Source organism: Pedococcus sp. P1_H8 (genome assembly GCF_056405175.1).
In genome coordinates this window covers 42,164-67,380 of sequence record NZ_JBFUCP010000013.1, presented here as the reverse complement: position 1 = coordinate 67,380, position 25,217 = coordinate 42,164, and the positions used below count along the sequence as shown (strand labels likewise).

26 protein-coding genes and 1 tRNA gene are annotated in these 25,217 nt (G+C 70.0%); 21 read left to right on the top strand and 6 right to left on the bottom strand.

Features of this window, described 5'->3' with window-relative positions; all coding sequences use genetic code 11:
* Window positions 1-153: 153 nt before the first annotated feature.
* From rplU to proB, 4 genes are read left to right on the top strand one after another with little or no spacing between them, the layout of a single operon-like run.
* A complete protein-coding gene (gene rplU / locus AC1DYG_RS17125) occupies window positions 154-462 on the top strand; it encodes a 50S ribosomal protein L21 (RefSeq protein WP_140741724.1) in 309 nt (102 codons plus the stop codon).
* Between the two features lie 36 nt (window positions 463-498).
* Window positions 499-810, top strand: coding sequence for a 50S ribosomal protein L27 (rpmA, locus tag AC1DYG_RS17120; RefSeq protein ID WP_477641076.1), 312 nt, complete (start codon window positions 499-501; stop codon window positions 808-810).
* Window positions 807-2,339 carry a GTPase ObgE gene (gene obgE, locus AC1DYG_RS17115; protein WP_477641075.1) on the top strand — a complete coding sequence of 511 codons (1,533 nt, stop codon included), beginning with the start codon at window positions 807-809 and terminating at the stop codon, window positions 2,337-2,339. Before rpmA ends, obgE begins: the two co-directional genes overlap by 4 nt.
* Complete coding sequence (proB, locus tag AC1DYG_RS17110; protein WP_477641074.1) at window positions 2,336-3,460, top strand: glutamate 5-kinase; 1,125 nt, start codon at window positions 2,336-2,338, stop codon at window positions 3,458-3,460. The genes obgE and proB overlap by 4 nt, the downstream gene beginning before the upstream one ends.
* A gap of 23 nt (window positions 3,461-3,483) precedes the next feature.
* Here the strand turns inward: proB and pdxY are convergent, their stop codons facing one another.
* Window positions 3,484-4,335, bottom strand: coding sequence for a pyridoxal kinase PdxY (pdxY, locus tag AC1DYG_RS17105; protein ID WP_477641073.1), 852 nt, complete (start codon window positions 4,333-4,335; stop codon window positions 3,484-3,486).
* Window positions 4,336-4,489: 154 nt separating this feature from the next.
* Here pdxY and AC1DYG_RS17100 point away from each other — a divergent pair, with 154 nt between their 5' ends.
* Window positions 4,490-5,770 (top strand): glutamate-5-semialdehyde dehydrogenase, encoded by a 1,281-nt coding sequence (locus AC1DYG_RS17100; protein WP_477641072.1) that lies wholly within the window; start codon window positions 4,490-4,492, stop codon window positions 5,768-5,770.
* Here AC1DYG_RS17100 and AC1DYG_RS17095 read toward each other — a convergent pair.
* Window positions 5,767-6,807, bottom strand: coding sequence for a glycosyltransferase family 2 protein (locus AC1DYG_RS17095; RefSeq protein ID WP_477641071.1), 1,041 nt, complete (start codon window positions 6,805-6,807; stop codon window positions 5,767-5,769). The genes AC1DYG_RS17100 and AC1DYG_RS17095 overlap by 4 nt on opposite strands.
* An 892-nt stretch (window positions 6,808-7,699) precedes the next feature.
* Here AC1DYG_RS17095 and AC1DYG_RS17090 point away from each other — a divergent pair.
* From AC1DYG_RS17090 to AC1DYG_RS17055, 8 genes are all read left to right on the top strand, one after another.
* The gene (locus AC1DYG_RS17090) at window positions 7,700-7,951 is read left to right on the top strand and encodes a hypothetical protein (RefSeq protein WP_477641070.1); all 252 of its coding nucleotides are present in this window, start codon (window positions 7,700-7,702) and stop codon (window positions 7,949-7,951) included.
* Between the two features lie 2 nt (window positions 7,952-7,953).
* Window positions 7,954-8,562, top strand: coding sequence for a nicotinate-nucleotide adenylyltransferase (gene nadD / locus AC1DYG_RS17085; protein WP_477615369.1), 609 nt, complete (start codon window positions 7,954-7,956; stop codon window positions 8,560-8,562).
* Window positions 8,563-8,569: 7 nt separating this feature from the next.
* Window positions 8,570-8,944 carry a ribosome silencing factor gene (gene rsfS, locus AC1DYG_RS17080; protein WP_082592622.1) on the top strand — a complete coding sequence of 125 codons (375 nt, stop codon included), beginning with the start codon at window positions 8,570-8,572 and terminating at the stop codon, window positions 8,942-8,944.
* Complete coding sequence (locus AC1DYG_RS17075; RefSeq protein ID WP_477641069.1) at window positions 8,941-9,591, top strand: histidine phosphatase family protein; 651 nt, start codon at window positions 8,941-8,943, stop codon at window positions 9,589-9,591. Before rsfS ends, AC1DYG_RS17075 begins: the two co-directional genes overlap by 4 nt.
* A 96-nt stretch (window positions 9,592-9,687) precedes the next feature.
* Window positions 9,688-9,760 (top strand) — tRNA-Ala (locus tag AC1DYG_RS17070).
* 134 nt (window positions 9,761-9,894) lie between these two features.
* Window positions 9,895-11,871 (top strand): APC family permease, encoded by a 1,977-nt coding sequence (locus AC1DYG_RS17065; RefSeq protein WP_477641068.1) that lies wholly within the window; start codon window positions 9,895-9,897, stop codon window positions 11,869-11,871.
* 189 nt (window positions 11,872-12,060) lie between these two features.
* Window positions 12,061-12,366 carry a hypothetical protein gene (locus AC1DYG_RS17060; RefSeq protein WP_477641067.1) on the top strand — a complete coding sequence of 102 codons (306 nt, stop codon included), beginning with the start codon at window positions 12,061-12,063 and terminating at the stop codon, window positions 12,364-12,366.
* Window positions 12,367-12,382: 16 nt separating this feature from the next.
* A complete protein-coding gene (locus tag AC1DYG_RS17055) occupies window positions 12,383-12,949 on the top strand; it encodes a DinB family protein (RefSeq protein ID WP_477641066.1) in 567 nt (188 codons plus the stop codon).
* Between the two features lie 290 nt (window positions 12,950-13,239).
* On the opposite strand, the gene AC1DYG_RS17050 is transcribed toward AC1DYG_RS17055, so the two are convergent.
* Entirely contained in the window at window positions 13,240-13,968 is a 729-nt protein-coding gene (locus AC1DYG_RS17050; RefSeq protein WP_477641065.1) for a helix-turn-helix transcriptional regulator, read from the bottom strand.
* A 222-nt stretch (window positions 13,969-14,190) separates the two neighbouring features.
* Here AC1DYG_RS17050 and AC1DYG_RS17045 point away from each other — a divergent pair, with 222 nt between their 5' ends.
* The 5 genes from AC1DYG_RS17045 to AC1DYG_RS17025 all read left to right on the top strand — a co-directional run bounded on the left by AC1DYG_RS17045 (window position 14,191) and on the right by AC1DYG_RS17025 (window position 18,569).
* Window positions 14,191-14,919 (top strand): SGNH/GDSL hydrolase family protein, encoded by a 729-nt coding sequence (locus tag AC1DYG_RS17045; RefSeq protein ID WP_477641064.1) that lies wholly within the window; start codon window positions 14,191-14,193, stop codon window positions 14,917-14,919.
* Window positions 14,916-15,734 carry an arylamine N-acetyltransferase family protein gene (locus AC1DYG_RS17040; RefSeq protein ID WP_477641063.1) on the top strand — a complete coding sequence of 273 codons (819 nt, stop codon included), beginning with the start codon at window positions 14,916-14,918 and terminating at the stop codon, window positions 15,732-15,734. Before AC1DYG_RS17045 ends, AC1DYG_RS17040 begins: the two co-directional genes overlap by 4 nt.
* 87 nt (window positions 15,735-15,821) lie before the next feature.
* Window positions 15,822-16,265: a DUF4396 domain-containing protein gene (locus tag AC1DYG_RS17035; protein ID WP_477641062.1), complete on the top strand. Its 444-nt coding sequence runs from the start codon at window positions 15,822-15,824 to the stop codon at window positions 16,263-16,265.
* A 20-nt stretch (window positions 16,266-16,285) separates the two neighbouring features.
* Window positions 16,286-16,930, top strand: coding sequence for a lysoplasmalogenase (locus tag AC1DYG_RS17030; RefSeq protein WP_477641061.1), 645 nt, complete (start codon window positions 16,286-16,288; stop codon window positions 16,928-16,930).
* Between the two features lie 46 nt (window positions 16,931-16,976).
* Window positions 16,977-18,569, top strand: a complete 1,593-nt coding sequence (locus tag AC1DYG_RS17025; RefSeq protein WP_477641060.1) for a phytoene desaturase family protein — start codon at window positions 16,977-16,979, stop codon at window positions 18,567-18,569.
* 160 nt (window positions 18,570-18,729) lie between these two features.
* Here AC1DYG_RS17025 and AC1DYG_RS17020 read toward each other — a convergent pair whose 3' ends face one another.
* A complete protein-coding gene (locus tag AC1DYG_RS17020) occupies window positions 18,730-19,437 on the bottom strand; it encodes a GAF and ANTAR domain-containing protein (RefSeq protein ID WP_477641059.1) in 708 nt (235 codons plus the stop codon).
* Between the two features lie 277 nt (window positions 19,438-19,714).
* Window positions 19,715-20,212 carry a hemerythrin domain-containing protein gene (locus AC1DYG_RS17015; protein WP_477641058.1) on the bottom strand — a complete coding sequence of 166 codons (498 nt, stop codon included), beginning with the start codon at window positions 20,210-20,212 and terminating at the stop codon, window positions 19,715-19,717.
* A gap of 182 nt (window positions 20,213-20,394) precedes the next feature.
* Between AC1DYG_RS17015 and AC1DYG_RS17010 the strand changes: the two genes are divergently transcribed.
* Window positions 20,395-21,213, top strand: coding sequence for a sigma-70 family RNA polymerase sigma factor (locus AC1DYG_RS17010; RefSeq protein ID WP_477641057.1), 819 nt, complete (start codon window positions 20,395-20,397; stop codon window positions 21,211-21,213).
* A 76-nt stretch (window positions 21,214-21,289) separates the two neighbouring features.
* Entirely contained in the window at window positions 21,290-21,451 is a 162-nt protein-coding gene (locus AC1DYG_RS17005; RefSeq protein WP_477641056.1) for a hypothetical protein, read from the top strand.
* Window positions 21,452-21,466: 15 nt separating this feature from the next.
* Here the strand turns inward: AC1DYG_RS17005 and AC1DYG_RS17000 are convergent, their stop codons facing one another.
* Window positions 21,467-22,000 carry a hypothetical protein gene (locus AC1DYG_RS17000; RefSeq protein ID WP_477641055.1) on the bottom strand — a complete coding sequence of 178 codons (534 nt, stop codon included), beginning with the start codon at window positions 21,998-22,000 and terminating at the stop codon, window positions 21,467-21,469.
* A 278-nt stretch (window positions 22,001-22,278) separates the two neighbouring features.
* On the opposite strand from AC1DYG_RS17000, the gene leuS reads away from it, so the two are divergent.
* Window positions 22,279-25,188: a leucine--tRNA ligase gene (gene leuS, locus AC1DYG_RS16995; RefSeq protein ID WP_477641054.1), complete on the top strand. Its 2,910-nt coding sequence runs from the start codon at window positions 22,279-22,281 to the stop codon at window positions 25,186-25,188.
* Window positions 25,189-25,217: the final 29 nt, after the last annotated feature.

Genomic DNA, 25,217 nt, shown 5'->3' with positions numbered 1-25,217 from the left:
CCGCCGGTTTGGTCGGCAAGGCCCCTAGCCGGTAATCTTCATCCTTGGTGCGCCCACCATCCGGCGTCCGCGGCTGAGTTGAATCACAGCGCGGGTAGCTGCTGGCTGGTCAGACAGAGAGCGCGTGCCTTCCGAAGTAGAAAAGAGTTCCACGTGTACGCGATTGTTCGCGCTGGTGGTCGCCAGGAGAAGGTTTCCGTGGGCGACGTCCTCATCATCGACAAGGTCAGCGGCAAGGCTGGCGACAGCATCGACCTGACCCCCTTGCTCGTCGTCGACGGCTCGACCGTGACCAGCGACGCTGCCAAGCTCGCCAAGGTCAGCGTCAAGGCTGAGGTCGTCAAGGCCGCCAAGGGCCCCAAGATCACGATCATGAAGTACAAGAACAAGACCGGCTACCGCAAGCGTCAGGGCCACCGTCAGCACCTGACCCAGGTCAAGATCACCTCGATCGACGCCTGAGTTTCGGACCAGAACAAGACATAGGCAGGTACTGACATGGCACACAAGAAGGGTGCGTCCTCGACCCGTAACGGTCGCGACTCGAACGCACAGTTCCTCGGCGTCAAGCGCTTCGGCGGCCAGCTCGTGAACGCGGGCGAGATCCTCGTCCGCCAGCGTGGCACGCACTTCCACCCCGGTGACGGCGTCGGCCGTGGCGGCGACGACACGCTGTTCGCGCTCGTCGCGGGCAACGTCCAGTTCGGCACGAAGCGTCGGCGCAAGGTCGTCAACATGGCCCGACACGGGCCCGCCCCCTCCGCACGTCTTTACCTAGAATTCCCTTACAGACCAGAGGAGCCCCCATGACCACGTTCGTCGACCGCGTCGTGCTGCACGTCGCTGCCGGCGACGGCGGACACGGAGTGGCTTCCGTCAAGCGCGAGAAGTTCAAGCCGCTCGGAGGCCCGGACGGTGGCAACGGCGGGCGTGGCGGCAACGTCATCCTGCGCGTCGACCCGAACGCCACCACGCTGCTGGACTACCACCACCACCCCCACCGCAAGGCGACCAACGGCAAGCCCGGCGCCGGTGACGAGCGCAACGGCGCCGACGGTGGCGACCTGGTGCTGCCCGTCCCTGAGGGCACGGTCGTCAAGGACGGTTCCGGGGAGGTGCTGATGGACCTCGTCGGGCTCGACGGTGAGTTCATCGCTGCCAAGGGTGGTCGCGGTGGGCTCGGCAACAAGGCCCTGTCGTCGGCCCGTCGCAAGGCGCCCGGCTTCGCGCTGCTCGGCGAGCCCGGCGACGCCCTCGACATCGTGCTCGAGCTCAAGTCGCTTGCTGACGTCGCGCTGATCGGGTTCCCCTCCGCAGGGAAGTCCTCGCTCGTGTCGGTGCTGTCCGCCGCGCGTCCCAAGATTGCCGACTACCCGTTCACCACGTTGGTGCCCAACCTCGGCGTGGTCCAGGCCGGTGACGCCCGGTTCACCATCGCGGACGTCCCCGGGCTGATCCCCGGCGCCAGCGAGGGCAAGGGGCTGGGGCTGGAGTTCCTGCGCCACGTCGAGCGGTGCTCGGTCCTCGTGCACGTCATCGACTGCGCGACCCTCGAGCCCGGCCGCGACCCGATGACCGACCTCGACGTCATCGAGAGCGAGCTCGCCCAGTACGTGATCGATGCCACCCTGGGTGGCCGCCCGCTGGCCGAGCGCACCCGCATGGTGGTGCTCAACAAGTCCGACGTCCCCGATGCGAACGAGCTCGCCGAGATGGTCAAGCCCGACCTCGAGGCGCGCGGCATCGAGGTGTTCGTCGTGTCCGCCGTCGCCCACACCGGACTCCGCGAGCTGACCTTCGCCATGGCTCGTCAGGTCAAGGCGGCCCGGGCCGAGATCGAGGCCGCCGCAGCGGCGACCCCGCAGCGCATCGTGATCCGGCCCAAGTCGGTTGACGACACCGGCTTCAAGGTCATCCGTGAGAACACTCCGGACGGCGAGGTCTTCCGCATCGACGGTGAGCGGCCCACCCGCTGGGTCCGCCAGACCGACTTCTCCAACGACGAGGCCGTCGGCTACCTCGCCGACCGGCTCGGGCGGGCCGGCGTCGAGCAGGCGCTGTTCGCCGCAGGGGCGGTGGCCGGAGCCACCGTGCTCATCGGCCCGAAGGACGCCGCGGTCGTCTTCGACTGGGAGCCCACCCTCGTGGCGGGCGCCGAGATGCTCGGCGCCCGGGGCACCGACCTGCGCCTCGAGCCCGAGGCCCGGCCCACCCGCGACGACAAACGCGCGGACTACGCCGACCGTCGGGCGGCCAAGACCGCTGCCCGCGCCGAGCTCGCCGCCGAGCGTCGGGCCGGTCACTGGGCCACTGCGAAGGACGAGGACACCGAGGAATGAGCGCGGCTGACCGCCGGGGCGAGGTGGCGCGCGCCCGGCGCCTCGTGGTCAAGGTCGGTTCGTCGAGCCTGACCGACGTCGGGGGAGGAGCCCTCGACGAAGGGCGGCTCATCGCCCTGGTCGACGTCCTCGCCAAGCGGCGCCACGCCGGGCAACAGGTCGTGCTGGTGTCCTCGGGTGCCATCGCGGCAGGGATCGCCCCGCTCGGGTTGACCAAGCGTCCGTGGGACCTCGCGACGCAGCAGGCGGCAGCCAGCGTGGGGCAGGGAGCCCTCGTCGCGGCATACCAGCGGGCCTTTGGTGCCCACGGGCTCACGGTCGGGCAGGTGCTCCTCACGGCCGACGACATGACCCGGCGGTCGCACTACACGAACGCCCGCCGCACCCTCGACCGGTTGCTCGAGCTCGGCATCGTGCCCATCGTCAACGAGAACGACACCGTGGCCACCCACGAGATCCGGTTCGGGGACAACGACCGGCTCGCCTCCCTGGTGGCGCACCTCGTGCACGCCGACGGTCTCGTGCTGCTCACCGACGTGGACGCGCTCTATGACGGGCCGCCCAGCCGTCCGGGCAGCCAGCGGGTGCCGACCGTGGTCGGTGGTGCGGGTCTGGACGCGATCACGATCGGTGGCACCGGTTCGAGCGTCGGCAGCGGCGGTATGGTCACCAAGGTCGAGGCGGCCTCCATCGCGAACGCGGCGGGGATCACCACCGTGCTCACCAGCGCAGCGCAGGTCGAGCAGGCCCTCGCCGGCGACGACGTCGGCACGGTTTTCGTGCCGACCGGCTCGCGTCGAACCTCCCGCAAGCTGTGGCTGGCCCATGCCACGACGCCGATGGGCCGGCTCCTGCTCGACCCCGGCGCGGTGCGTGCGGTCACCGAGCGGCGCACCTCGCTGCTGCCCGCCGGGATCACCGGGGTCGAGGGCACCTTCTCCGACGGTGATCCCGTCGACCTGTGCGCACCCGAGGGACGCGTGGTCGGTCGTGGCCTGGTCAACTACAGCTCGGCAGAGCTGCCCGGCATGCTCGGGCGCTCGACCCGCGACCTCGCCAAGGAGCTCGGGCCCGAGTACGAGCGTGAGGTCGTCCACCGCGACGACCTCGTGATCCTGTAGGCGGCTGCGCCTGCGCTTGTCCGTCAGCGGAGCCGGGTGACCTCGAACTGCATCCGCGGCGCGGCGATGGTCTCTTGCGACTGGACCAGCTGGAGCTCGCGATCGCCGGAGTCGAAGGTGTTCTGGAGCAGGTCGAACACGCTGCTCGACGTCCGGGCCAGGGCCACCGCCGGGTCGCCCGTCGAGAGCAGGTGGGCGGTGAACAGGGCGGCCGTGACGTCGCCGGAACCGTTGGCCTTCATGGCCAGTCGCGGCGTCTGCACGATCCACGCGCCGTCGTCGGTGACGGCCAGCATCTCGATGGTGTCGGCTGGGGCGTCGGGACGCTCGACGCTCGTGACCAGCACGGTCGCCGGGCCCAGGTCCCGCGCGAGCTCGACGGAGGCCAGCGTCTCCTCGATGGTCCGCGGCTGCGTGCCGGTGAGGTAGCCCAGCTCGAACTGGTTGGGCGTGATGAGGTCGGCAGCCGGCACCACGCGCTCGCGCAGCAGGACAGGAATCGCGGGGTGGACGAAGCAGCCGCTCTTGGCATTGCCCATCACCGGGTCGCAGGCGTAGATCGCGAGGGGGTTGGCCGCCTTGACCCGCGCCACGGCGTCGAGGATCACGTCCCCGATGTCCTCGCCGCCCTGGTAGCCGGACAGCACCGCGTCGACCCCCGGGAAGGCGCCGCGCTCCTCCACACCTCGCAGGACCGCGCGGACGTCGTCGGCGGGCAGCAAGGGCCCGCGCCACTCGCCGTAACCGGTGTGGTTCGAGAAGTGCACCGTGTGGACGGGCCAGACCTCGACCCCGAGCCGTTGGAGCGGGAAGACGGCGGCGCTGTTGCCGACGTGGCCGTACGCGACGGAGGACTGGATCGACAGGATGCTCACGCCAGCATTCAACCAGCGAGCCGCGCGGGGCAGGGTGGGGAGGCTATGCATTGCCCCAGACGTCTGGGGCAGTGCATAGCGTCGTCGAAAGCGTCCCACCCGGCTTGCTGGACGGGCGCGTGGCTGGCGTGGCCACGCGGCATACCCTTGGGGTATGGCTGAGATCGACCAAGCCGCCGTCGCGCAGGTCGCGACCGCGGCCCGCGCCGCTCGCGCGGCCTCCCGCAGGCTGGCGCTGCTCTCGCGCGCTGACAAGGACGCCGCGCTGCACGCGCTCGCGGACGCCCTCGACGCCGCCACCGACCAGGTCGTGGCCGCCAACGCCGAGGACCTCGAGCGCGGCCGCAGTTCGGGTATGCCGCAGGGCTTGCTGGACCGCCTGGCCCTCGACCCGCAGCGGGTCGCCGCCGTGGCCCAGGCGCTGCGTGACGTGGCCGCCCTGCCCGACCCGGTGGGGGAGGTGGTCCGGGGCTCGACCCTGGCCAACGGTCTGCAGATCCGCCAGGTGCGGGTGCCGATGGGGGTCGTCGGCATGGTCTACGAGGCGCGACCCAACGTGACCGTCGACGCGGCGGGGCTGGGCCTGAAGTCCGGGAACGCCGTCATCCTCCGGGGTGGTTCGGCCGCAGAGTCCACGAACCGGGCGCTGGTCGACGTGATGCGGGCTGGCCTCGAGGCGCGCGGACTCCCGGCCGACGCCATCACCCTGCTCGAGGGCGGGCGCGACGCCGTGCGGGCGCTGCTCACCGCCCGGGGACTGGTCGACCTGATCATCCCGCGCGGCGGTGCCGGACTGATCCAGACCGTCGTGACCGAGTCGACCGTGCCGGTGATCGAGACCGGGGTGGGCATCGTCCACGTCTATGTCGATGCCGCGGCCGACCTCGCCAAGGCCCTGGCCATCACCGTCAACGCCAAGACCCACCGACCGAGCGTCTGCAACGCGGCCGAGTCGTTGCTGGTCCACCAGGCGGTCGCGGCGGACTTCCTGCCCAAGGTGCTGGCCGAGCTCTCGGGTGCCGGCGTGGTCCTGCACACCGACGACGCCTCAGGCGCGGCGGCCGATGCTGCCGGGGTTGCCCACCAGGCCGCCACGGAGGAGGACTACGGCACCGAGTACCTCGCACTGGAGATGAGCGTCCGCGTGGTCCCCGACCTGGACGCGGCCATGGACCACATCCGGACCTACGGGTCGGGGCACACCGAGGCGATCGTGACCGAGGACCGCGCGGCCGCCCGACGCTTCACCAGCGAGGTCGACGCCGCTGCCGTCATGGTCAACGCGTCAACCCGGTTCACCGACGGGGGAGAGTTCGGTTTCGGCGCGGAGATCGGGATCTCCACCCAGAAGCTGCACGCCCGCGGGCCGATGGCCCTGCCTGAGCTCACCACGACCAAGTGGATCGTCGAGGGCGACGGACAGGTACGCGCCTAGGAACGGCGTGCGGCCGAGGGTGCGGGTGCGGGTGCGGGTGCGGGTGCGGGTGCGGTTCTGGCGGACCCGTCTGCGGGCGGAAGGGGCTCGTCGGCAGGGGTGACGGGTCCGGTGAGCGAGTCGTAGGCGACGAAGTAGGTCGGCCTGGCCTGCAGCTGGGCATACATGCGCCCGACGTACTCGCCGAGGATTCCCAGACACAGCAGCTGCACGGCACCGACCCCGGCGACGGCGACGGCGATGGACGTCCACCCGGGGAGCGTGCGGCCCAGGGCGCTGCCGACCAGGGCGTAGCCGAGCAGGCCGAACGCCCCGAGTCCACCGAGCAGCCCCAACCAGGTGGCAGCCCGCAGGGGAGCGGTGGAGAACCCGGTGACACTGTCGAGGGAGAGCCGGATCATGGTGGAGAGCGGGTACTTCGACCGGCCGGCTGCGCGCTCGCCACGACGGTAGGTCACCGAGGTCGACGGGAACCCGAGGGTCGGTACGACGAACCGCAGCACCCGGTGGTGCTCCGGGAGTGAGTTGATCGCGTCGACGGTGGCTCGGGACATGAGCCGGTAGTCACCTGCATCGACCTGGGCGTGGGTGCCCGAGAGGAGTCGGATGAGGCGGTAGAAGGCCCGGGCGCTGAGGCGCTTGAACGGCGAGTCGCTGGACCGGTCCGACCGCACGCCGTAGACGACGTCTGCTCGCTGGGCACGCGCCTGGGCAAGCATCTGGGGGATGACCTCTGGCGGGTCCTGCAGGTCGGCGTCGAGAGTCACGACGTAGGCGCCACGGGCGCTCGCCAGCCCCGCGGAGATGGCCGCCTGGTGGCCGGCGTTGGCGCGCAGCCGCACGATGCGCAGCTCGGGCCAGTCGCGCCGCATGCGCAGCAGCACCGCCGGTGACAGGTCATCGCTCCCGTCGTCGACCGTGACGACCTCGTACGTCGTGCCGAGCCCGTCGGCGACCGGCCGGAGGCGGGCTGCGAACAGGGGCAGCACGGCCTCCTCGTTGTACACGGGGACGACGATGCTGAGCTCGGGGGCCATGAGGACAGGTTACGTGCCTGGCCACCGGCACCGGAGCGCTCGCGGCGGGGCTCCCCCGAAAGGGTGAGGGCCCCTCGAAGTATGAGTTCGAGGGGCCCTCGGTGGAGATCCTCCCGGCCGCTGGCAGAGCCGGCTGCTGGGTGGATCCCCGGGTGCGGGTGCTGTCGTCACCGAGGTGACGACTCTCCCCACGGGTGCGGGTCCCCACGCCACCGAAGCGGCGTGGCTTCCCACGGTGCGGGTGCTGCCGTCACCGAGGTGACGACTCTCCCCACGGGGTGGTGCAGTTCCTTGGCCGGCGAACCGGCCACGACCCTGCCCCTGTCGATCGCCCACGTCCTCCGGCGAACCGGACGTTGTGGCCACTGCGACGATGGCGCCCTGCCTGCTCCGGCGAACCGGTGCAACCACGGCGATGCGATCTGGTCAACGGGCCCGGCATTCCTCCGCGGCGTCGCCCGCGGACCTGTCAGCCCGAAGGCTTCGAGGACCTCGTCCGAGCGAACCCGGTCGAGGCGGTCGTCCGTTATCCGGTTGACCTGTGCTCCTGTCTCACGGCCGTCCGGGTCTCCCCGTTTCGACCCTCCGACCGGAGCGCGTGAGAGATTTCTATTCGCCGCATCCATTGCGCCGCAATAGGTTTCGCGAAACTTTTTTCGTCCACCGGTTTCCCACACCGTTGTCCACACCCGGCCGTGCTCGCAAGGGATGTTGTGCACACCCCTGTGCACAACATCCGTGGACAGATCCCTGATGGATCCCTGACGGATCCGTGACAGATCTGCGAGAGATCCCCGATAGTTCCGCCACGGATCGGCGGAGAGCGTGCGCCTGCGAGGCAAGGGCGGCGATGGTCACGGCCGTTGCCCCGGTGGCGGGTACGCTGAGGCCCATGTCGTTGTCTCTGTCGCCTGTGTCCCTGCCGAACCTGGTCGTCGTCGCCGAGGAGCACACTCGCGAGCTGCCGATGTCCCCCTATGCGTTCGGGGTCATCGCGTTCGTCTCGTTCCTCGCCCTCCTGGGCGTCCTGTGGGCCTTCCGCGGCACGGCCCAGAAGCACGCCGTCGGCCACGCCACGCACGGCAGTGGCCACCAGCACGACAGCCACGGGGCGCACACCGACCACCAGGGCAGCCACCACTGACCATGCGCCTCGGAGTGATGGGCGGGACGTTCGACCCGATCCATCACGGCCACCTGGTGGCCGCCTCCGAAGTCCAGACCCGGTTCGGGCTCGATGAGGTCGTCTTCGTCCCCACCGGCCAGCCCTGGCAGAAGGACGAGCGCGAGGTCAGCGCGCCGGAGCACCGCTACCTCATGACGGTGGTGGCGACAGCGTCCAACCCGCGCTTCACGGTGAGCCGGGTCGACATCGACCGCCCCGGCCCCACCTACACGATCGACACCCTGCGCGACCTGCACCGCGAGCGGCCCGATGCCGAGCTGTTCTTCATCACCGGCGCCGACGCGCTGGCCCAGATCCTGTCCTGGAAGGACGCCGACGAGCTGTTCGACCTCGCCCACTTCGTCGGGGTCACCCGGCCGGGCTACGTCCTGTCGGAGTCCGGCCTCCCCGCCGACCGGGTGACCTTGCAAGAGGTGCCCGCCATGGCGATCAGCTCCACCGACTGTCGAGCGCGCGTCGAGCGCGCCGAACCCGTCTGGTACCTCGTGCCCGACGGCGTCGTCCAGTACGTCAACAAATACCGCCTGTATGCCGCCGGCTCACCTGCCGGCGCACCGGCACGAACGTAGGAGAGCAGTGCCCGCCACCGAACGATCCCTTGACCTGGCCATGACGGCCGCCAAAGCTGCCGACGACAAGCTGGCCACCACCGTGGCCGGCATCGACGTCAGCGAACAGCTCGCCCTGACCGACGTGTTCGTCATCGTCTCGGCGAGCACCGACCGACAGGTCGGCGCCATCGTCGACGAGGTCGAGGACCAGCTCCGCGAGAAGGGCGCCAAGCCGATCCGCCGCGAGGGGGAGCGGGACGGCCGATGGGTGCTGCTCGACTTCGGCGACATCGTCGTCCACGTCCAGCACGACGAGGAGCGCGAGTTCTACGAGCTCGAGCGGCTCTGGAAGGACTGCCCCGAGATCGACCTCGGCGTGCCCAAGCGCCGGGACGCATGAGCGGCGAGGCCTCGGCCTCGACCGCCCCGACCACGTCTGGTCGTCGCCGCATCATCGTGCTGAGGCACGGCCAGACCGACGACAACGCTCGGGGCGTCTGGCAGGGACAGGTCGACAGCGACCTGTCCTCACTCGGCCACGAACAGGCGCGGGCAGCGGCCGGTGCGCTCGCGGCATACGCGCCCTCCGTGGTCGTTGCCTCCGACCTGAAGAGGGCGGCGGAGACCGGCGCGGAGGTCGCGCAGGCCTGTGGCCTGCCGATCAGCTATGACGCGCGGTGGCGTGAGATCCACGTGGGTCAGTGGGCGGGCATGACCAGCGAACAGGTGAGCAGCGAGTTCCCGGAGGAGCGGTTGCGACACCTGCGCGGCGAGGACTTCGTGCGCGGGGTCGACGGGGAGTCGCTCTCGGACGTGGCGCAGCGGGTCCGCGCCGCCCTGGACGACCTGCTCGACGGACTTCCGGCGGGGCAGACGGCCGTGGTGGCGACGCACGGAGTGACCGGCCGCGTGGTCATCGCCGAGCTGGTCGACCTCGACCGGCTGACCGCCTGGCGGGTGCTGGGCGGGTTCGGCAACTGTCACTGGGCCGAGGTCGTCGAGGCCGAGAACGGCTGGCGGATCCAGGCCTGGAACGCATCGGCCTGAGGTCTGAGCGCGGACGCCGCCCCGATTTGGAGATTGGGTGGGGGTACTGGGTAAACTTCCGCAGTCCCCCTCGGGGGATGTCCCACTCGGGAGACCGGGGCTGTGGCGCAGTTGGTAGCGCACTTCCATGGCATGGAAGGGGTCAGGGGTTCGAATCCCCTCAGCTCCACAAAACGAAGAAGACCAGACGTGCTTGTCGTCTGGTCTTCTTCGTTTTCTGAATGTGTATGGGGGGATTCGGGAAGACGGCCGGGGCGCCCGTAGGGTGGCGGCGACCCACCTTTCGCGCTGCAGAGAGACGACATGGACGCTTCTGACCGCTTGGTCATGCCTGCCCGGGTGCCGAGCCCCGCCACCCGGACGGAGTCAACCCGGCCCGGAGCCAAGTGGCTGCTCGAGCACCGCGTGCAACCGGTGGGGCCGGAGTCCGGCGAGGAGCACGCGAAGCCGCACGCGTGGTGGAAGGTGATGACCCTGACCGGGGTCGACTACTTCTCCACCCTGGCCTACCTGCCCGGCATCGCGGCGTTGGCCGCCGGGGCGCTGTCGCCGTTGGCGACGCTGCTCATCGTGCTGTTGACCCTGCTGGGCATGCTGCCGATGTACTCCCGCATCGCCCGGGAGAGCCCCCACGGCCAGGGGTCGGTCGCCATGCTGGAGGACCTGCTGCCGTTCTGGCGCGGCAAGGTCTTCGTGCTGGTCCTGCTCGGGTTCGTGGCCACGTCGTGGATCATCACCATCACCCTGTCCGCCGCGGACGCGTCCGTGCACGTGCTGGAGTCCCCGTTCTTCCCCGACGCCCTGCACGGGCACGCGGTGGCCATCACCATTTTCCTGCTCCTGGTCCTGGGCGGGGTGTTCCTGCTCGGCTTCAGCGAAGCGGTCAGCGTCGCCATCCCGCTCGTAACAGTGTTCCTGGCCCTGAACGCCGTCGTCGTCGTCAAGGGCCTGGTCGAGGTCTTCAGCACCGACGGCGCCCTGTCCGGGTGGACGTCGGCCCTGTCGGACAGCGGCGGCCTGAGTGGGGCCATCGGTCCGGCTGTCATCGCGTTCCCGCTGCTGGTTCTCGGCTTGTCCGGCTTCGAGACCGGCGTCTCGATGATGCCGTTGGTGGCAGCGGACGGCGAGAGCGCCAAGGAGAAGCTGGCCGCCCGGATCAGCAACACCCGCAAGCTGCTGGCCGGGGCGGCCCTCATCATGTCCGTCTACCTGCTGTCCACGAGCTTCGTGACCACGATGCTCATCCCCAAGGAGGAGTTCAAGGCTGGTGGTGAGGCCAACGGCCGCGCGCTGGCCTACCTGGCGCACGAGCTGTTCGGTGACGGGTTCGGCACGGTCTACGACATCAGCACCATCCTGATCTTGTGGTTCGCGGGCGCCTCCGCGATGGCGGGCCTGATCAACATCGTGCCTCGCTACCTGCCCGCGTACGGCATGGCGCCCGAGTGGGGCCGGGCTGTGCGCCCGGTCGTGCTCGTCTACACCGTGATCTGCATCGTCATCACCATCGCGTTCGGGGCCGACGTCAACGCCCAGGCCGGCGCCTACGCCACCGGAATCCTGGCCATGATGGTCTCGGGCGCGGTGGCCGTCACCATCTCCGCCTACCGGCACCGACAGAAGGTCGCTGCGGCCGGGTTCGCCGTCCTGACGCTCATCCTGTTGTACGCCCTGGTGGAGAACATCCGCGAGAAGCCCGACGGCATCGCCATCTCGGCCCTGTTCATCCTCGGCATCATCGTGGTCTCCCTCATCTCCCGCATCAGCCGGACCACGGAGCTGCGCGTCGAACACATCGAGTTCGACGAGCCAGCTCGCCGGTTCATCGAGGAATCCGTGGCCCACGACGGTCTGCTGAACCTCATCGCCAACAAGCGCCAGGCCGGCGACGAGGCCGAGTACGTGGCCAAGGAAGCCGAACAGCGGTCCATGAACCCGGTCCCCGGGCGCTCGGACGTGCTGTTCCTCGAGGTCGACATCGACGACCCGTCCGACTTCAGCGACGTCCTTCGCGTGCGCGGCGTCGACGTGGGTGGATACCGCATCCTGCGTCTGGCCAGCCCGGCCGCACCGAACGCCATCGCCGCGGTCCTGCTCGCGCTGCGGGACGCGACGGGGCTGCACCCGCACTGCCACTTCGAGTGGGCCGAAGGGTCACCCGTCGCGCACCTGGTGCGGTACCTGCTCCTGGGCCGGGGCGACACACCCCCCGTCGTCCGCGAGATCATCCGCAAGGTCGAACCAGACCCGGCGCAGCGGCCCAGCATCCACGTCAGCTGACGGATGATGAGGGTGTGTCCGTGGACGTGACGGTGTTGTACGTCGCTGGGTGCCCCAGCTCGCCCGCCGCCCTGACACAGCGCAGCGCCCGACCCCGGTAGCGCCCCACCCAAGTAGCACCCGCGGAGCCACAGAGCCGCACGGGCGAACCTCTGGTCATCAGGGTGGTGTCGGGGTGACGATGGGGTCATGGCAGCACAGGCGGCAGTTGAGCGGGAACAGGTGGAGCGCCCGTCCTGCTGGTGCTGCGGCAACGCGTTCGACGAGCAGGACCTGACCCGGCTCGGGACGCACCCCGAGGTCGGGGTCTGCGCAGGCTGCGCGCGCTGGCTGAACCGGCGCGCGCGCTCCGCCGCTGACAGCGGTCACCGAACCCCGGGCGTGATGGTGCGCCGCGCAGTCGCCGTGGTCCGCGGTCGGGTGATGCGGGCGGGTGCGCAGGACTGGCCGGTGGTCGGGTCGCTGCTGCGTCGCCTGGACCGGCACCTGCCCTGATGGTTCGACGCGAACGATGACCGCAGGGCAGGGCGCTGACGTCGTGGACCGGGGCGCCATCGTCGCCGACCTCACCGCGTGCCGAGTCGACCTGCACCAGCTGCTCGCGACCGCGACCTCGACCGCGACCGCGACCGCGACGCCGGCCCGGCTGCGAGCGCGGACCAACGGGACCCGGTGGACCAACGAGCAGCTGCTGTTCCACATGGTGTTCGGGTTCCTCGTCGTGCGCCGGCTGCTGCCGTTGGTTCGCGTGATGTCGGTGCTGCCGCCGTGGGTCGGACGCGGGTTCGCCCGGCTGCTGGATGCTGGGCGGTGGCCGTTCCACTGGGTCAACTACGCGGGTTCGTGCGGTGGGGCGCTGGTGTTCAACCACTCCCGCATGGGGAGGTTGTGCGACCGGACCATCGACCACCTGGTCGCCGGCCTCGAGCACGAGCCGGAGGAGCGGCTGCGCCGGGGGATGGCGTTTCCGACCAGCTGGGACCCGTACTTCGCACCGTCCATGACCCTGGCTGACGTCTACGCCTACCCGGTCCTGCACTACGCGCACCACCGCGCCCAGCTCACCCTGTCACCCTGACGGGCGCAGACTGGGCGCGCACCCGCTATGGGCACTGGGTAGATGGGTAGATAGGCACTGGGGCAGTCGGACGGGTGGGGGAGGAGCAGATCGGCTGAACGGGTGGTGTTGCCTGCTTTGCCTTGAGTGGGTCTGGTCGGGTCATAGGGTCTTCCATGTGGCCACGTTTGTGTGTCAGAGATGTCGGTACTCGACGTTTGTCCCCACTGAGACCTGTATCAGCTGCGGGCACGCCCAGACGTGGGTGAGGAGCCGAAAGCCCCTCCGGTTCCACCTCTGGACGTGGTCGCTCAGGGGTTGAGCCTGGACCAGAGCGCGGCGGCCTGGGAGCGGCTCTGTGCACCGACGCGCTCCCGTGCCGTCGCCACCCGTTTGCGCACGCCTCGCTCGGTGATGCCGAGGCGATGGGCGATCCGCCGGTCGGTCCAGCCCTGCGCGACCAGGGCCAGGACCTCTGCCTCACGGTCGGTGAAGGTCACGGTGGGCGGCAGCATCGTCTGGAGTCGACGGGTGGCGTTCTCGAGCTGGTGGCGGAAGGCCAGCGCGCCCGCCAAGGGCTGACGGACCAGGTCGAGGCGACGCATGTCGTCGTCGCTGAAGTCCTGACGGCTGCGGTGGACGCCGAGGAACACCAGCGTGGTGGGGGTGGCCAGGAGGGTGAGGGCGGCGGGGTAGCGCCCACCGCAGAAGCCGTGCATCGCCTGGTACGGCTCGGAATCCCAGAACGGGCCCATCGCCGTCAGGTCGCTGACCCGGTGCGTCGCCAGCACGGGCAGACCCTGGCTGAACGACGGGTGCTCAGGCATCGCCGCCTTGGCGCGTTCGAGGTGGTTCGCATCCACGGGGTCGTGGCCGGCCACGTCCACCGTGACGCGATCGGCCCCGTCCGGCACGACGACCCACGTGGTCAGCCCTGCGCCGACGTCGGCGCGCAGCTGGCGCTGGACGCAGTCCGCCACGAGGTCGCCGAACGGCTGGCCGCGCATCGCCAGGTGGGCAGCTTCAACACTGAGCCGCACCAGGTCTTGATCCCCCACAGCCGCCCCCGCAATGACGCGCCAAAGTTCCGCTTTTGACACTACTCGCGCCACCCGCACCCGTGGAACCCTTCACGAAGCGGCGACTCACCCAAGGGGGACCGCCGGGCCGTAGGGGGTCGGTCGTGGTCGCGGGTGCGGGGCTCAGGGGTGCCTCGACCACGGTGGCCACGACCGGGGGCCGCCTCGACGTAGCATGCGGACGTGGCGATCGCGTTCGAGTACGACAACACCAGTGAGCGTCCGCCGGGTGCAGTCATGAGGATGTTGTCGACCGTGCTGCCCGGTGTTGCCCGCGTGCGCAGCCAGACCGAGCCCTATGCCGCTGCGTGGCGCGCCGCCAATGCGGTGGCCCTGGCGCAGGAAGGGTTGGCGTCGCCGTCATTGTGGGTTGCCCTGGGCGACTCGATGACCCAGGGGATCGGCGCCTCCAGTCCCGACCGGGGCTGGGTCGGGCAGCTCGCCGACCACCTCGCCGCCGCGGGTCGTCCGCACCGCGTCGTCAACCTGTCCGTGACCGGCGCCCGCGTGCAGGACGCCATCGACCAGCAGCTGCCGGCCCTGCGCGACCTGATGGACGCCGGGCTGACCCCCGATCTGGTGACCGTGGTGATCGGGTCCAACGACGTCGTCTCCCCGCGCCTGCGGACCGGACTGACCGAGCGCTTCACCGAGCTGCTCGACGGCCTCCCGGAGGGCGCCGTGGTGGCCAACCTGCCCAACCCGCACCGTGAGGCGCGCCGGGTCGAGGCGGTGCTGCGTCGGCGCGAACACGACGGTCGCCTCGTCGTGGCCGACATGCGTGCCCACGGCCCGCGCAGCTGGCGCGGCAGGCTGGCGGCGGACAAGTTCCACCCCAACGACGCCGGGTATGCCGCGATGGCCCATGTCTTCGACGTCGCCCTCGGTCTTCACGGACCGGAGCCACGGTGAGCGCCGGGGCGGTGGACCTCGACGGCTACCTCACCAGGGTCGGGGTCCGGGTCGAGACGCCCGACCTGGCCGCGCTGCAGGCCCTGCACGAAGCGCACGTACGCACCTTCACCTTCGACAACATCGACGTCCTGCTGGAGCAGCACCCCGGTGTGGAGCTGCCCGACGTCCAGGCCAAGTTCGTCGGACGTGGTCGAGGCGGCTACTGCTTCGAGCACGCCACCCTCTTCGGCGCCGTCCTCGCCGCTCTGGGCTACGACGTGCAGCGGCGGCTCGCACGGGTCGGCGAGGTGACCGCGTCCGCTCGGACTCACTGCGTGCTCGCGGTCCAGGTCGAGGGATCGCCCTGGCTCGCCGACCCCGGGTTCGGCCTGAGCCTGGTGCACCCGATCCGCCTCGAGGACGGCGCGCAGGAGGATCACGGGGGCTGGGCCTACCGCCTCCAGCGGCGCGAGACAAAGGCCGGCGGCCCGACGTGGGAGCTGCAGCGTCGGCGGGACGGGGCATGGGAGCTCATGCACACCACCGACGAGCTGCCGGTCCAGCAGGTCGACCTGCGGGCGGGGCACCACTTCACCAGCACCTACCCGACGTCGCACTTCCGGCACGGGCTCATCCTCACCCGCCACCTGCCCGACCGGCACGTGACGGTCACCCACGAGGCCGTGACGGTTCGCCGGCCCGGCCAGCCGACGGAGCACCACGACCTCGCCGAGGGCGAGCTGCGGACCCTGCTGAGCGACCTGCACGTCGGGCTGACCGGGGACGAGACCCAACGGCTGCTGACCCGGGTCGCCGCACTGCCTCACAGGTAGCCAGCTGCACCGGCCGACGACGAGTGGAATATACCCATAGGGGGTATGGTTGGCCACGTCATGAGCGAGCACGAGCACAGTCAGGTGATGACGGACTCCCTGTGGCGGCAGGCGGTGAGCGCCACCCTCCACTGCCTCACCGGCTGTGCCATCGGCGAGATCCTCGGGATGGTGATCGGCTCAGCGCTGGGCTGGAGCAACGTCGCCACCGTCGTCCTGTCGGTCGCGCTGGCGTTCGTCTTCGGCTACTCGCTGGCGTTGCGGCCGGTGCTGCGGGCCGGCCTGCCGTTCGCGGCGGCCATCGGCGTCGCGTTCGCGTCAGACACCATCTCCATCTCGGTCATGGAGCTGGTCGACAACGCGTTCGTGATCGCCATTCCCGGGGCGATGGAGGCCGGCCTCGCCAGCGCGTTGTTCTGGGGCACCCTGCTTGCCTCCCTGGCCATTGCCTTCGTCGTGACTGTGCCGGTGAACCGCTGGCTCATCGCCCGTGGCCGAGGTCACGCCGTGATGCACCAGTACCACCACTGAGGGTCTGCCACGCTGGGCCCGTGCCCGCCCTCGCGTCGACCAGCCTCGCTGCCCTCGCGGTCGCTGCACCGCTCGACTGGTGGTCCGTCGCGGTGCGTGGCCGCCGACGCGAGTGGGTCCTCAAGCCGCTCGTCCTGGCTTTGCTCATCGTGGCGGCGTGGTCGCTGGGTGCCCCCGAAACCACCGCCGGTCGGTGGCTGCTGGTGGCACTGGGACTCAGCCTGGCCGGAGACGTCGCCCTCCTCTCCGACAGCGACCCGCGATTCATCGTGGGACTCGCCAGCTTCCTGGCCGCCCACCTGGCGTTCGTGGTCGCCTTCGCCCACCTGGGTATTCCGCGTGCCGGCCTCGGGTTCGTCGGGCTGGCGCTCGTCGTCGCCCTGGTCGCGGTGGTGGGTCGCCGGGTGGTCCCGGCGGCGCGCGCCGAAGGGGGGCTGGTGCTGGCAGGCGCCGTCGCGGCATACATGGGTGTCATCGGCGTCATGGTCGTCACGGCCTGGGCGACGGGGCACCTGCTCGTGGCCCTGGGGGCCACGGTCTTCATGGTGAGCGACGCGGTCCTGGCGCTGGACCGGTTCGTCCGGGCTCGCCGGTTCGGGCCAGTGACGGTGATGGTGACCTACCACCTCGGCCAGGTCCTCATCGTGCTCGGCGTCCTGCGATGACACAGTGGGCGCACCAGCGTTTCTGCAGCGAGAGGGAAGCAGGCCCGTGAGCACAGCGGATGCGGTCGTCATCGGGGCGGGGCCCAACGGCCTGGTGGCCGCCATCGCCCTGGCCGACGCGGGGTGGGACGTCGTCCTGGTCGAGGCCAACGACGAGGTGGGTGGAGCGGTCCGCAGCGCCGAGGTGACGGCGCCCGGTTACGTCACCGACCTGTTCAGCGCGTTCTACCCGCTGGCGGCAGCGAGCCCGATCATCCGCGACCTGCACCTCGAAGAGCACGGTCTGGTCTGGCGCCGTGCACCGCACGTGCTGGCCCATGCGCTCGACGACGGCACCGCAGCCCTTCTCTGCTCACGCGCCGAGGACACCGCGGCCGGCCTCGAGGCGGAGGCCGCCGGTGACGGGGAGGCCTGGCTGGAGCTGGTGCGCGGCTGGGACCGGATTCGCGACCCGTTGCTGGACGCGTTGTTCACGCCCTTTCCTCCGGTCGTCTCGGCCACCCGGATGCTGCGCCGACTCGGTGCCGCGGACACGCTCGACTTCGCCCGCCTTGCGATCACCCCCAGCCGTCGGCTCGGTCAGGAGCGGTTCTCCGGTCAGGGCGCCGGACTGCTGCTGACCGGCAACGCCCTGCACAGCGACCTGGCTCCGGACGCCGCCGGGAGTGGGATGTTCGGCTGGCTGCTGTGCATGCTCGGCCAGGACGTCGGGTTCCCCGTGCCGCAAGGTGGGGCGGGCGAGCTGGCGGCCGCCCTTCGTCGTCGCGCGGAAAGCGGGGGAGTGCGCGTCATCACCGGCACCGCGGTCACGGCAGTGACCACCGCTGGTGGCCGCGCAACAGGTGTCCGGCTCGCTGACGGCACCCTCCTGCGGGCCGGCCGCGCGGTCCTCGCCGACGTGCCAGCCACCTCTCTCTACCGTGACCTGCTGGCCGATCACCCCCTCCCCGCCCGACTTCAGCGTGACTTGGGGAGGTTCCAGTGGGACCACGCCACCGTGAAGGTGAACTGGGCGCTCGACCGGCCGGTGCCCTGGACGGCCGGTGCCGCGAGGGGTGCTGGCACCGTGCACCTCGGCGTCGACAACGACGGCTTCGTCGACTTCGCCGCCGACCTGACGGTGGGGCGCACACCGCAGCGGCCGTTCATCCTCTTCGGGCAGATGACCACCTCCGATGCCACGCGCTCCCCTGAAGGCACGGAGTCGGCCTGGGCCTACAGCCACGTCCCGCAGGGCGAGGACTGGTCAGGGGAGCGGTTGGCCGACCACGTGGAGCGGATCGAGGCTGCGGTCGAGCGAGTGGCACCTGGGTTCCGCGACAGCCAGGTGGCGCGGCACGTGCAGGGCCCGGGGGACCTGGAGGCTCAGAACCGCAACCTGTTCGGCGGAGCCATCAACGCAGGGACCGCAGGACTGCACCAGCAGCTCGTGTTCCGTCCCACCCCCGGTCTGGGCCGCCCCGAGACGCCGGTGCCGGGGCTCTATCTCGCCGGCGCCTCCGCCCACCCCGGCGGCGGAGTCCACGGCGCCTGCGGCTGGAACGCGGCTCGTGCGGCCATGGGCGCGAACGCGCGTCTGACCGGTGGGCTCCGCCGGGCGCTCAGCCGGACCGCTTGGGACCGGCTGCTCAGGACGTAGGAGCGCTCCAGGACCGAGGTGGCCGGGCACACTGCCCCGGGACGCGTCGCCCGCCCCGCGCTGTTGGAAGCGGACGACGCGTCGAGCACTCCCTACCCGCAGATGGTTCGCAAGAAACGGATAAAACGGACACGCGCATGCCTGGTGACGCCTTCGGCGGTCAGGCCAGGCCCTTGCGGTGGGTCGCGTTGATCTCCTCTGCGAGGGAGGCGAGCTTGGTGTTGGTGCGGTTCGAGGCACTCCGCAGGAGATGGAAGGCCTCTTGGTCGCTCACCGAGTGCGCGGCCATGAGCAGCCCGACGGCTTTCCCGATCTCGCGGTTGCTGTCGAGCCCACGCCGGAGACTCTCAGCAGTGGCCCGGTGCTCGGTGGCCGCCAGGGCGACGGACGTGAAAGCGGCAAGCACGACGCCCACGTCGGCCGCTTCGTCGGTCAAGGCACCGGGGGTGTCCGAGAAGACGTTGAGGGCAGCTCGGGCCCCGAGGCCCTCCAGCAGCTGGTAGCCCACCATTCCCCGGACGGGTGTGCGGGCGAGGGTCAGCTCGGCGAGCCGCGGCCACTTGGTCGCGGTGGTGATGTCCGCGTCGTGCTGGACAGAGTCCTCGAGGATGCTGTCGAGGCAGGGGCCCTCGCCGGCCTCGGACTCGAGCCGGTCCATGGTGCTCGCGACGTCGTCGCTGGAGGCCTGGGTCTGGAGCTTCTGGTTCCCGTCGAGCGTCGAGATGCACGCGTGGTCGGCTCCGGGGATGATCTCGACGGCGACCCGGCAGATGGCGTCGAGGACCTCATTTGACTCGGTTCCCGCGTAGACGAGCTTGGCAAGGGAGGCAAACGCCTCGGTGGCCTCGCGCGGAATGGGTGGCTGCATGCCGCCAGTATCACCCTCCGGCCGATCGGACCGCGACGTCGTCCTTCACCAGGTACTCGATGGGCTTGCACACGCCGCCCGGCGCTGAACCAGAACAGGTCGCTCACCTGTCCGCCCTCCGGGGCGATGACGGTCAGGATCTGGTCGGCCCGCGGGACGAACCCGGTCCCGGTCTGCGGTGCGAGTGTGGTGCTCACCTGGTCGTGGGTGTTGGCCAGGTCCTCGAGGAGCGCCTGCAGGTCACGGTCTTCGCCCAAGGGTTGCGCGACGCTCAGGCTCAGGACACGACCGCGTCGACGGCCTTCTTGAGGGCGCTCGGCTGGGTCGGGGAGTGGGGGGCCCGCTTCTTGGCCACCAGCAGCTGGTCACCGAGCTCGCGAAGCTGCGTACGGCTGAGGCCCTCGCGCACCTTGGGAAACCAGTCCTGCTCCTCCTCCTCCATGTGGTGACGGACGTTCTCGATGAGCACGGTCGTCTTGGCCTCGAACCGCTCATCACCGGGCTTGAGGGCAGCGAGCTCCATCACGAGGACGTCGGCGACATGGTGCTCCTCGTAGGACTCCAGGATGTCGTCCTCGAGGTCGGGCAGCAGTCGACGCACCTCGGGGTACATGACCTCGTTCTCGATGTAGGTGTGGACCGTGAGCAGCTCGATGACCTTCTTCACGATCGTGCCCTTGCGGGGCTTCGTGGTGCTCGGCTTCTCGAACTCGCGGAACAGGGCGCGGACCTCTTTGTGGTCGGCGCGAAGGATGACGATGGCATCGTTGGACACGGGTGCTCCTGAAGATGGGAAGTCCGGCGCAGGATCGATCGCGTCCGGGCATCCTGTCCCTACCCCGGGCCTGACCTACGCAAACCCCCCTGTTGCGCTCCGCGGGTGGGGGTGGTTGTGTGGACACGACAACACGTGGTCCAACAGCGGTGCCACCGATCTCCTTCTGAGACGGGACCACCATGCGCGCAGACCCACTGTCGACACCTCCCGACCCCTGCGACGACGTCGGCGGCGAGCTCGGGCGAGGACCGCACGCCCGTGCCGAAGCCCTGCTCGTCCGGGCGCTCAGTTCCAGCAGTCGCGCCGAGGTCGACTCCTTGCGCGAGGAGGCGGTCCTCCTGACGCTCGACGTCCCGGACCAGGTGGCCCGCCGCTACGGGGGACGCGGGATCGACCACGACGACCTCGTCCAGGTGGGACGACTGGCGCTGGTCAAGGCCGTCCGGGGCTACCGGACCGGTCGTGGCAGCGGCTTCATCGCCTACGCCCTGCCCACCGTCTCCGGAGAGGTGAAGCGCCACTTCCGCGACTGTGGTTGGGCGGTGCGTCCTCCACGCCGGTTGCAGGAGGTGCGGGCCCTACTGGGCGCCGAGGAGGACCAGCTCACCCAGCGTCTGCGCCGTGTGCCCACGACCGACGAGATGGCCGACGCGCTCGGCCTCGACCGCCATGAGGCGAGCCTGGCCAGTCAGTGTGGCTCCGCCTACCGGGCCGTCTCCCTCGACCTCCCCGATGACGTCGGCGGCCCGCGCGTCGAGGTCGCGGCAGACGAGAGCGCCGACATCGAACTGATGCTCCGGCGCACGTCGGTGCGGAGGGCGGTCGCGGAGCTGACCGATCGCGAGAAGCTGATCGTCCGGCTGCGTTTCGCCGAGGACCTGACGCAGTCAGACATCGGCAGGGTGCTAGGGGTCAGCCAGATGCAGGTGTCGCGGCTGTTGACCTCGATCCTGGGCCGGCTGAGGCTGGGTCTCGGGGACGCGGCGCTCGCGGCATGAACCGGAACGATGGCCAGTGGACAGGTTTGAACCCAGATGCACTGGGCATCCCAGACGATGACGGAGGTGGTCACCCATGACCAACAGTTCACACGTGCAAGCCGACGGGACGATCTTCCCACCCGTGACGCCGGACCCGCCGAATCCGCCCGGATACGAAGAGCCCGTTCTCCTGGACAGTGACGTGCTCCTGCAGAGCGCCGATGAAGGGGACGACGTCGAGGAACCGCCGGACTGACCCTGTCGCCGGTCCTCAGGCGCGGGCGTGTGCCTCGGTTCCGCGCTCGAGCACGAGGAGGTCTGCGAGCGACGCGGCGATGCCGACCAGGGCCAGCCCCATCACGCCCTTGGCGAGCAGCCCGGCCTCGGCGTAGCCGCGACCGAAACCCGAGGACAGGAAGTAGGTCAGGAAGAGGGTCATGCCGCTGGCAGCCATGATGATCCCCGGCACCCGCGGGTGGACGCCGCAGCGGGCGATCGAGACCCCCAGCAGGAACAGGCCCAGGCACACCGTTGCCTGTGAGGAGACCAGGCCCTCGAGGACAGCGGCCACGCCCGCCCAGCCGATCCACGCGCCCGGCTCCAGGCCCTGTTCCAGCTGGTAACCGAGCACTGCGGTGCCGAGCAGCAGGACCGTCGAGATGTCCAGGAGGACACCGACCCCGGGCGGCAGTGCCACCTCACGGGCCCGGACGAACCAGTAGGCGAAGAACAGGAGCCCGCCGACGAGCCCCAGGTGTGGGGTTGTCCGCCGCACCAGCTCCACGACGCGGTCCGTTGTCCGCATGGCCCAAACGTACGACCCCCACCTCGTCCTGTCATCGTCAGATCGACGTAGCCGAAAGGCGATGGAGGGCGCCGGGCGCCGACACGGCGGGGACTTGGCTCGCTCAGAGCGCGCTGCGGTAGCCTTTCCCCATGGCACGGTCGCTGCTTCCTGAGCCGCGTTGACGATCCGGACCACCCGGTCCACGTCACCGCGGCCAACCCCTCCTGCGTGAGGGGTCTTTCTGTGTAATGGCCCAGTTGTGCCAGGGCTCAGCGACAAGCAGACGTGAGGATGAGATGAGCGAGACGCCGTACCGCTACACCGCCGACCTGGCCCAGACGATCGAGCTGGCCTGGCAGGACCGCTGGCAGGAGGAGGGCACCTTCCACGCGCCCAACCCCGCGGGTCCCTGGGCCGAGCCCGACAAGGTCGCGGGTCGCGAGAAGCTGCTCGTCCTCGACATGTTCCCCTACCCCAGCGGCGCGGGCCTGCACGTCGGGCACCCGCTGGGCTACATCGCGACCGACGTCTTCGCGCGCTACCACCGCATGACCGGCAAGAACGTCCTGCACTGCCTGGGCTACGACGCGTTCGGCCTGCCCGCCGAGCAGTTCGCCGTGCAGACCGGTCAGCACCCGCGCAAGACGACCGAGGAGAACATGGTCGTGATGAAGCGCCAGCTGCGCCGGCTGGGGCTCGGTCACGACGACCGGCGGACCATCGCCACGATCGACCCCGGCTACTACAAGTGGACCCAGTGGATCTTCACCCAGATCTACAACTCCTGGTATGACCCTGAGGCCGTGCGCCCCGACGGCGGGAAGGGTTGCGCCCGGCCGATCTCCGAGCTCATCGCCGAGTTCGAGAAGGAGGGTGGCAGCCGTTGGGCGATGAACGGCGAGGGCCACTCGTGGGCCGAGATGGACGAGGCCGAGCGCGCCTCGATCCTCGACATGTTCCGCCTGGCCTACACCTCCGAGGCGCCGGTCAACTGGGCTCCCGGCCTGGGAACGGTGCTGTCCAACGAGGAGGTCACCAACGACGGGCGCTCCGAGCGCGGCAACTACCCCGTCTTCAAGACGAACCTGCGGCAGTGGATGATGCGCATCACCGCGTATGCCGACCGGCTGGCTGACGACCTCGACCGCGTCGACTGGCCGGACAAGGTCAAGGCCATGCAGCGCAACTGGATCGGTCGCAGCCAGGGTGCGCGGGTCACCTTCCCGGTCGTCGGACAGGACGCGTCCATCGAGGTCTTCACCACCCGGCCGGACACGTTGTTCGGTGCCACCTTCATGGTGTTGGCTCCCGAGCACCCCCTGGTCGACTCCGTGGTGCCGCAGGGCGACTGGGCGCCGGACACCAACCCGGTGTGGACCGGAGGCGAGGCGTCGCCGTCCGCCGCCGTCGCGGCATACCGGCTGGCGGCGTCACGCAAGAGTGACGTGGAGCGGCAGACCGAGGGCAAGGACAAGACCGGCGTCTTCACCGGCGCGTTCGCAACGAATCCCGTGAACGGGCAACGGATCCCGGTGTTCATCGCGGACTACGTCCTGATGGGCTACGGCACCGGCGCGATCATGGCGGTGCCGGGGCAGGACCAGCGCGACTGGGACTTCGCCGGGCAGTTCGGGCTGCCGCGGGTGCGCACCGTGCAGCCGTCGGAGGGCCACCCGGAGGACGAGCCGTTCACCGGTGAGGGGCCGGCGATCAACTCGGCCAACGACGAGGTGTCGCTGGACGGCATGGGCGTCGCCGAGGCCAAGGCGACGATCATCGAGTGGTTGGCGCACAAGGGGTTCGGCCAGCCCACGGTCAACTACAAGCTGCGCGACTGGCTGTTCAGCCGACAGCGCTACTGGGGTGAGCCGTTCCCGATCGTCTTCGACGAGGACGGCGTCAGCCACGCCGTGCCCGACTCGATGCTTCCGGTGGAGCTGCCGGACGTCCCGGACTACTCACCCAAGACGTTCGAGCCCGAGGATGCGAGCAGCCAGCCCGAGCCACCTCTCGGCAGGGTCGAGGACTGGGTCAACGTTGAGCTCGACCTGGGCGACGGCCGCGGCCTGCGCAAGTTCCGCCGCGAGACCAACACCATGCCCAACTGGGCAGGATCCTGTTGGTACTACTTGCGATACCTCGATCCCGCGAACGACGAGGCCTTCGTCGACCCCGAGAACGAGTCCTACTGGATGGGCCCGAGGGAGACGCCCGTCGTGGGTTCGCCCGAGGGGGTCGTCGACCCGGGTGGGGTCGACCTCTACATCGGTGGCGTCGAGCACGCCGTCCTGCACCTGCTCTATGCGCGCTTCTGGCACAAGGTGCTGCACGACCTGGGTCACGTGAGCAGTGACGAGCCGTTCCGCAAGTACTTCTCGCAGGGCTACATCCAGGCGCCTGCCTACCGTGACGACAGAGGCCAGCCCGTCGAGGCCTCCGAGGTCGTCGAGGTGCCCGACCACGCCAGTGGCGAGACGTCCTACACGTGGCGGGGCCAACCCGTCACGCGTGAGTTCGGCAAGATCGGCAAGTCGCTCAAGAACGTCGTCAGCCCGGACGAGATGTTCGAGCAGTACGGCGCCGACACGCTGCGCGTCTACGAGATGTCGATGGGTCCGCTCGAGCTGAGCAAGCCGTGGGAGACGCGAGCCGTCGTCGGCGCGCAACGGTTCCTGCAGCGCTTGTGGCGCAACGTGATCGACGAGGAGACCGGCGCTGTGCGGGTGGCCGACGTGCCCCTGGACGACGCGACGGCCAGAGTCCTGCACAGGACCATCGACGCGGTGTCCAAGGACTTCCCGACGCTGGGGTTCAACACGGCCATCGCTCGGCTCATCGAGCTGAACAACGCGCTGACCAAGCTCGACGCAGTGCCACGCGAGGCGGCCGAGAAGCTGGTCGTCATGGTGGCGCCGCTCGCCCCGCACATCGCAGAGGAGCTGTGGCAACGGCTCGGTCACGACGAGTCGATCACCTTCGAGCCCTTCCCGGTGGCCGACCCGGCCCTGCTCGTCGAGGACACCGTCACCTGCGTGGTGCAGATCAAGGGCAAGGTCCGCGACCGCCTCGAGGTGCCGGCCGACATCAGCGAGGACGCCCTGCGCGAGCAGGTGCTGGCGCTGCCGAAGGTCCTCGCCGCAACCGAGGGCGGCATCCGCACGGTGATCGTGCGAGCCCCCAAGCTCGTCAACGTCGTCCCCGCCTGACCCCCGCCGCCCCTTTATCGGGTTTAGGG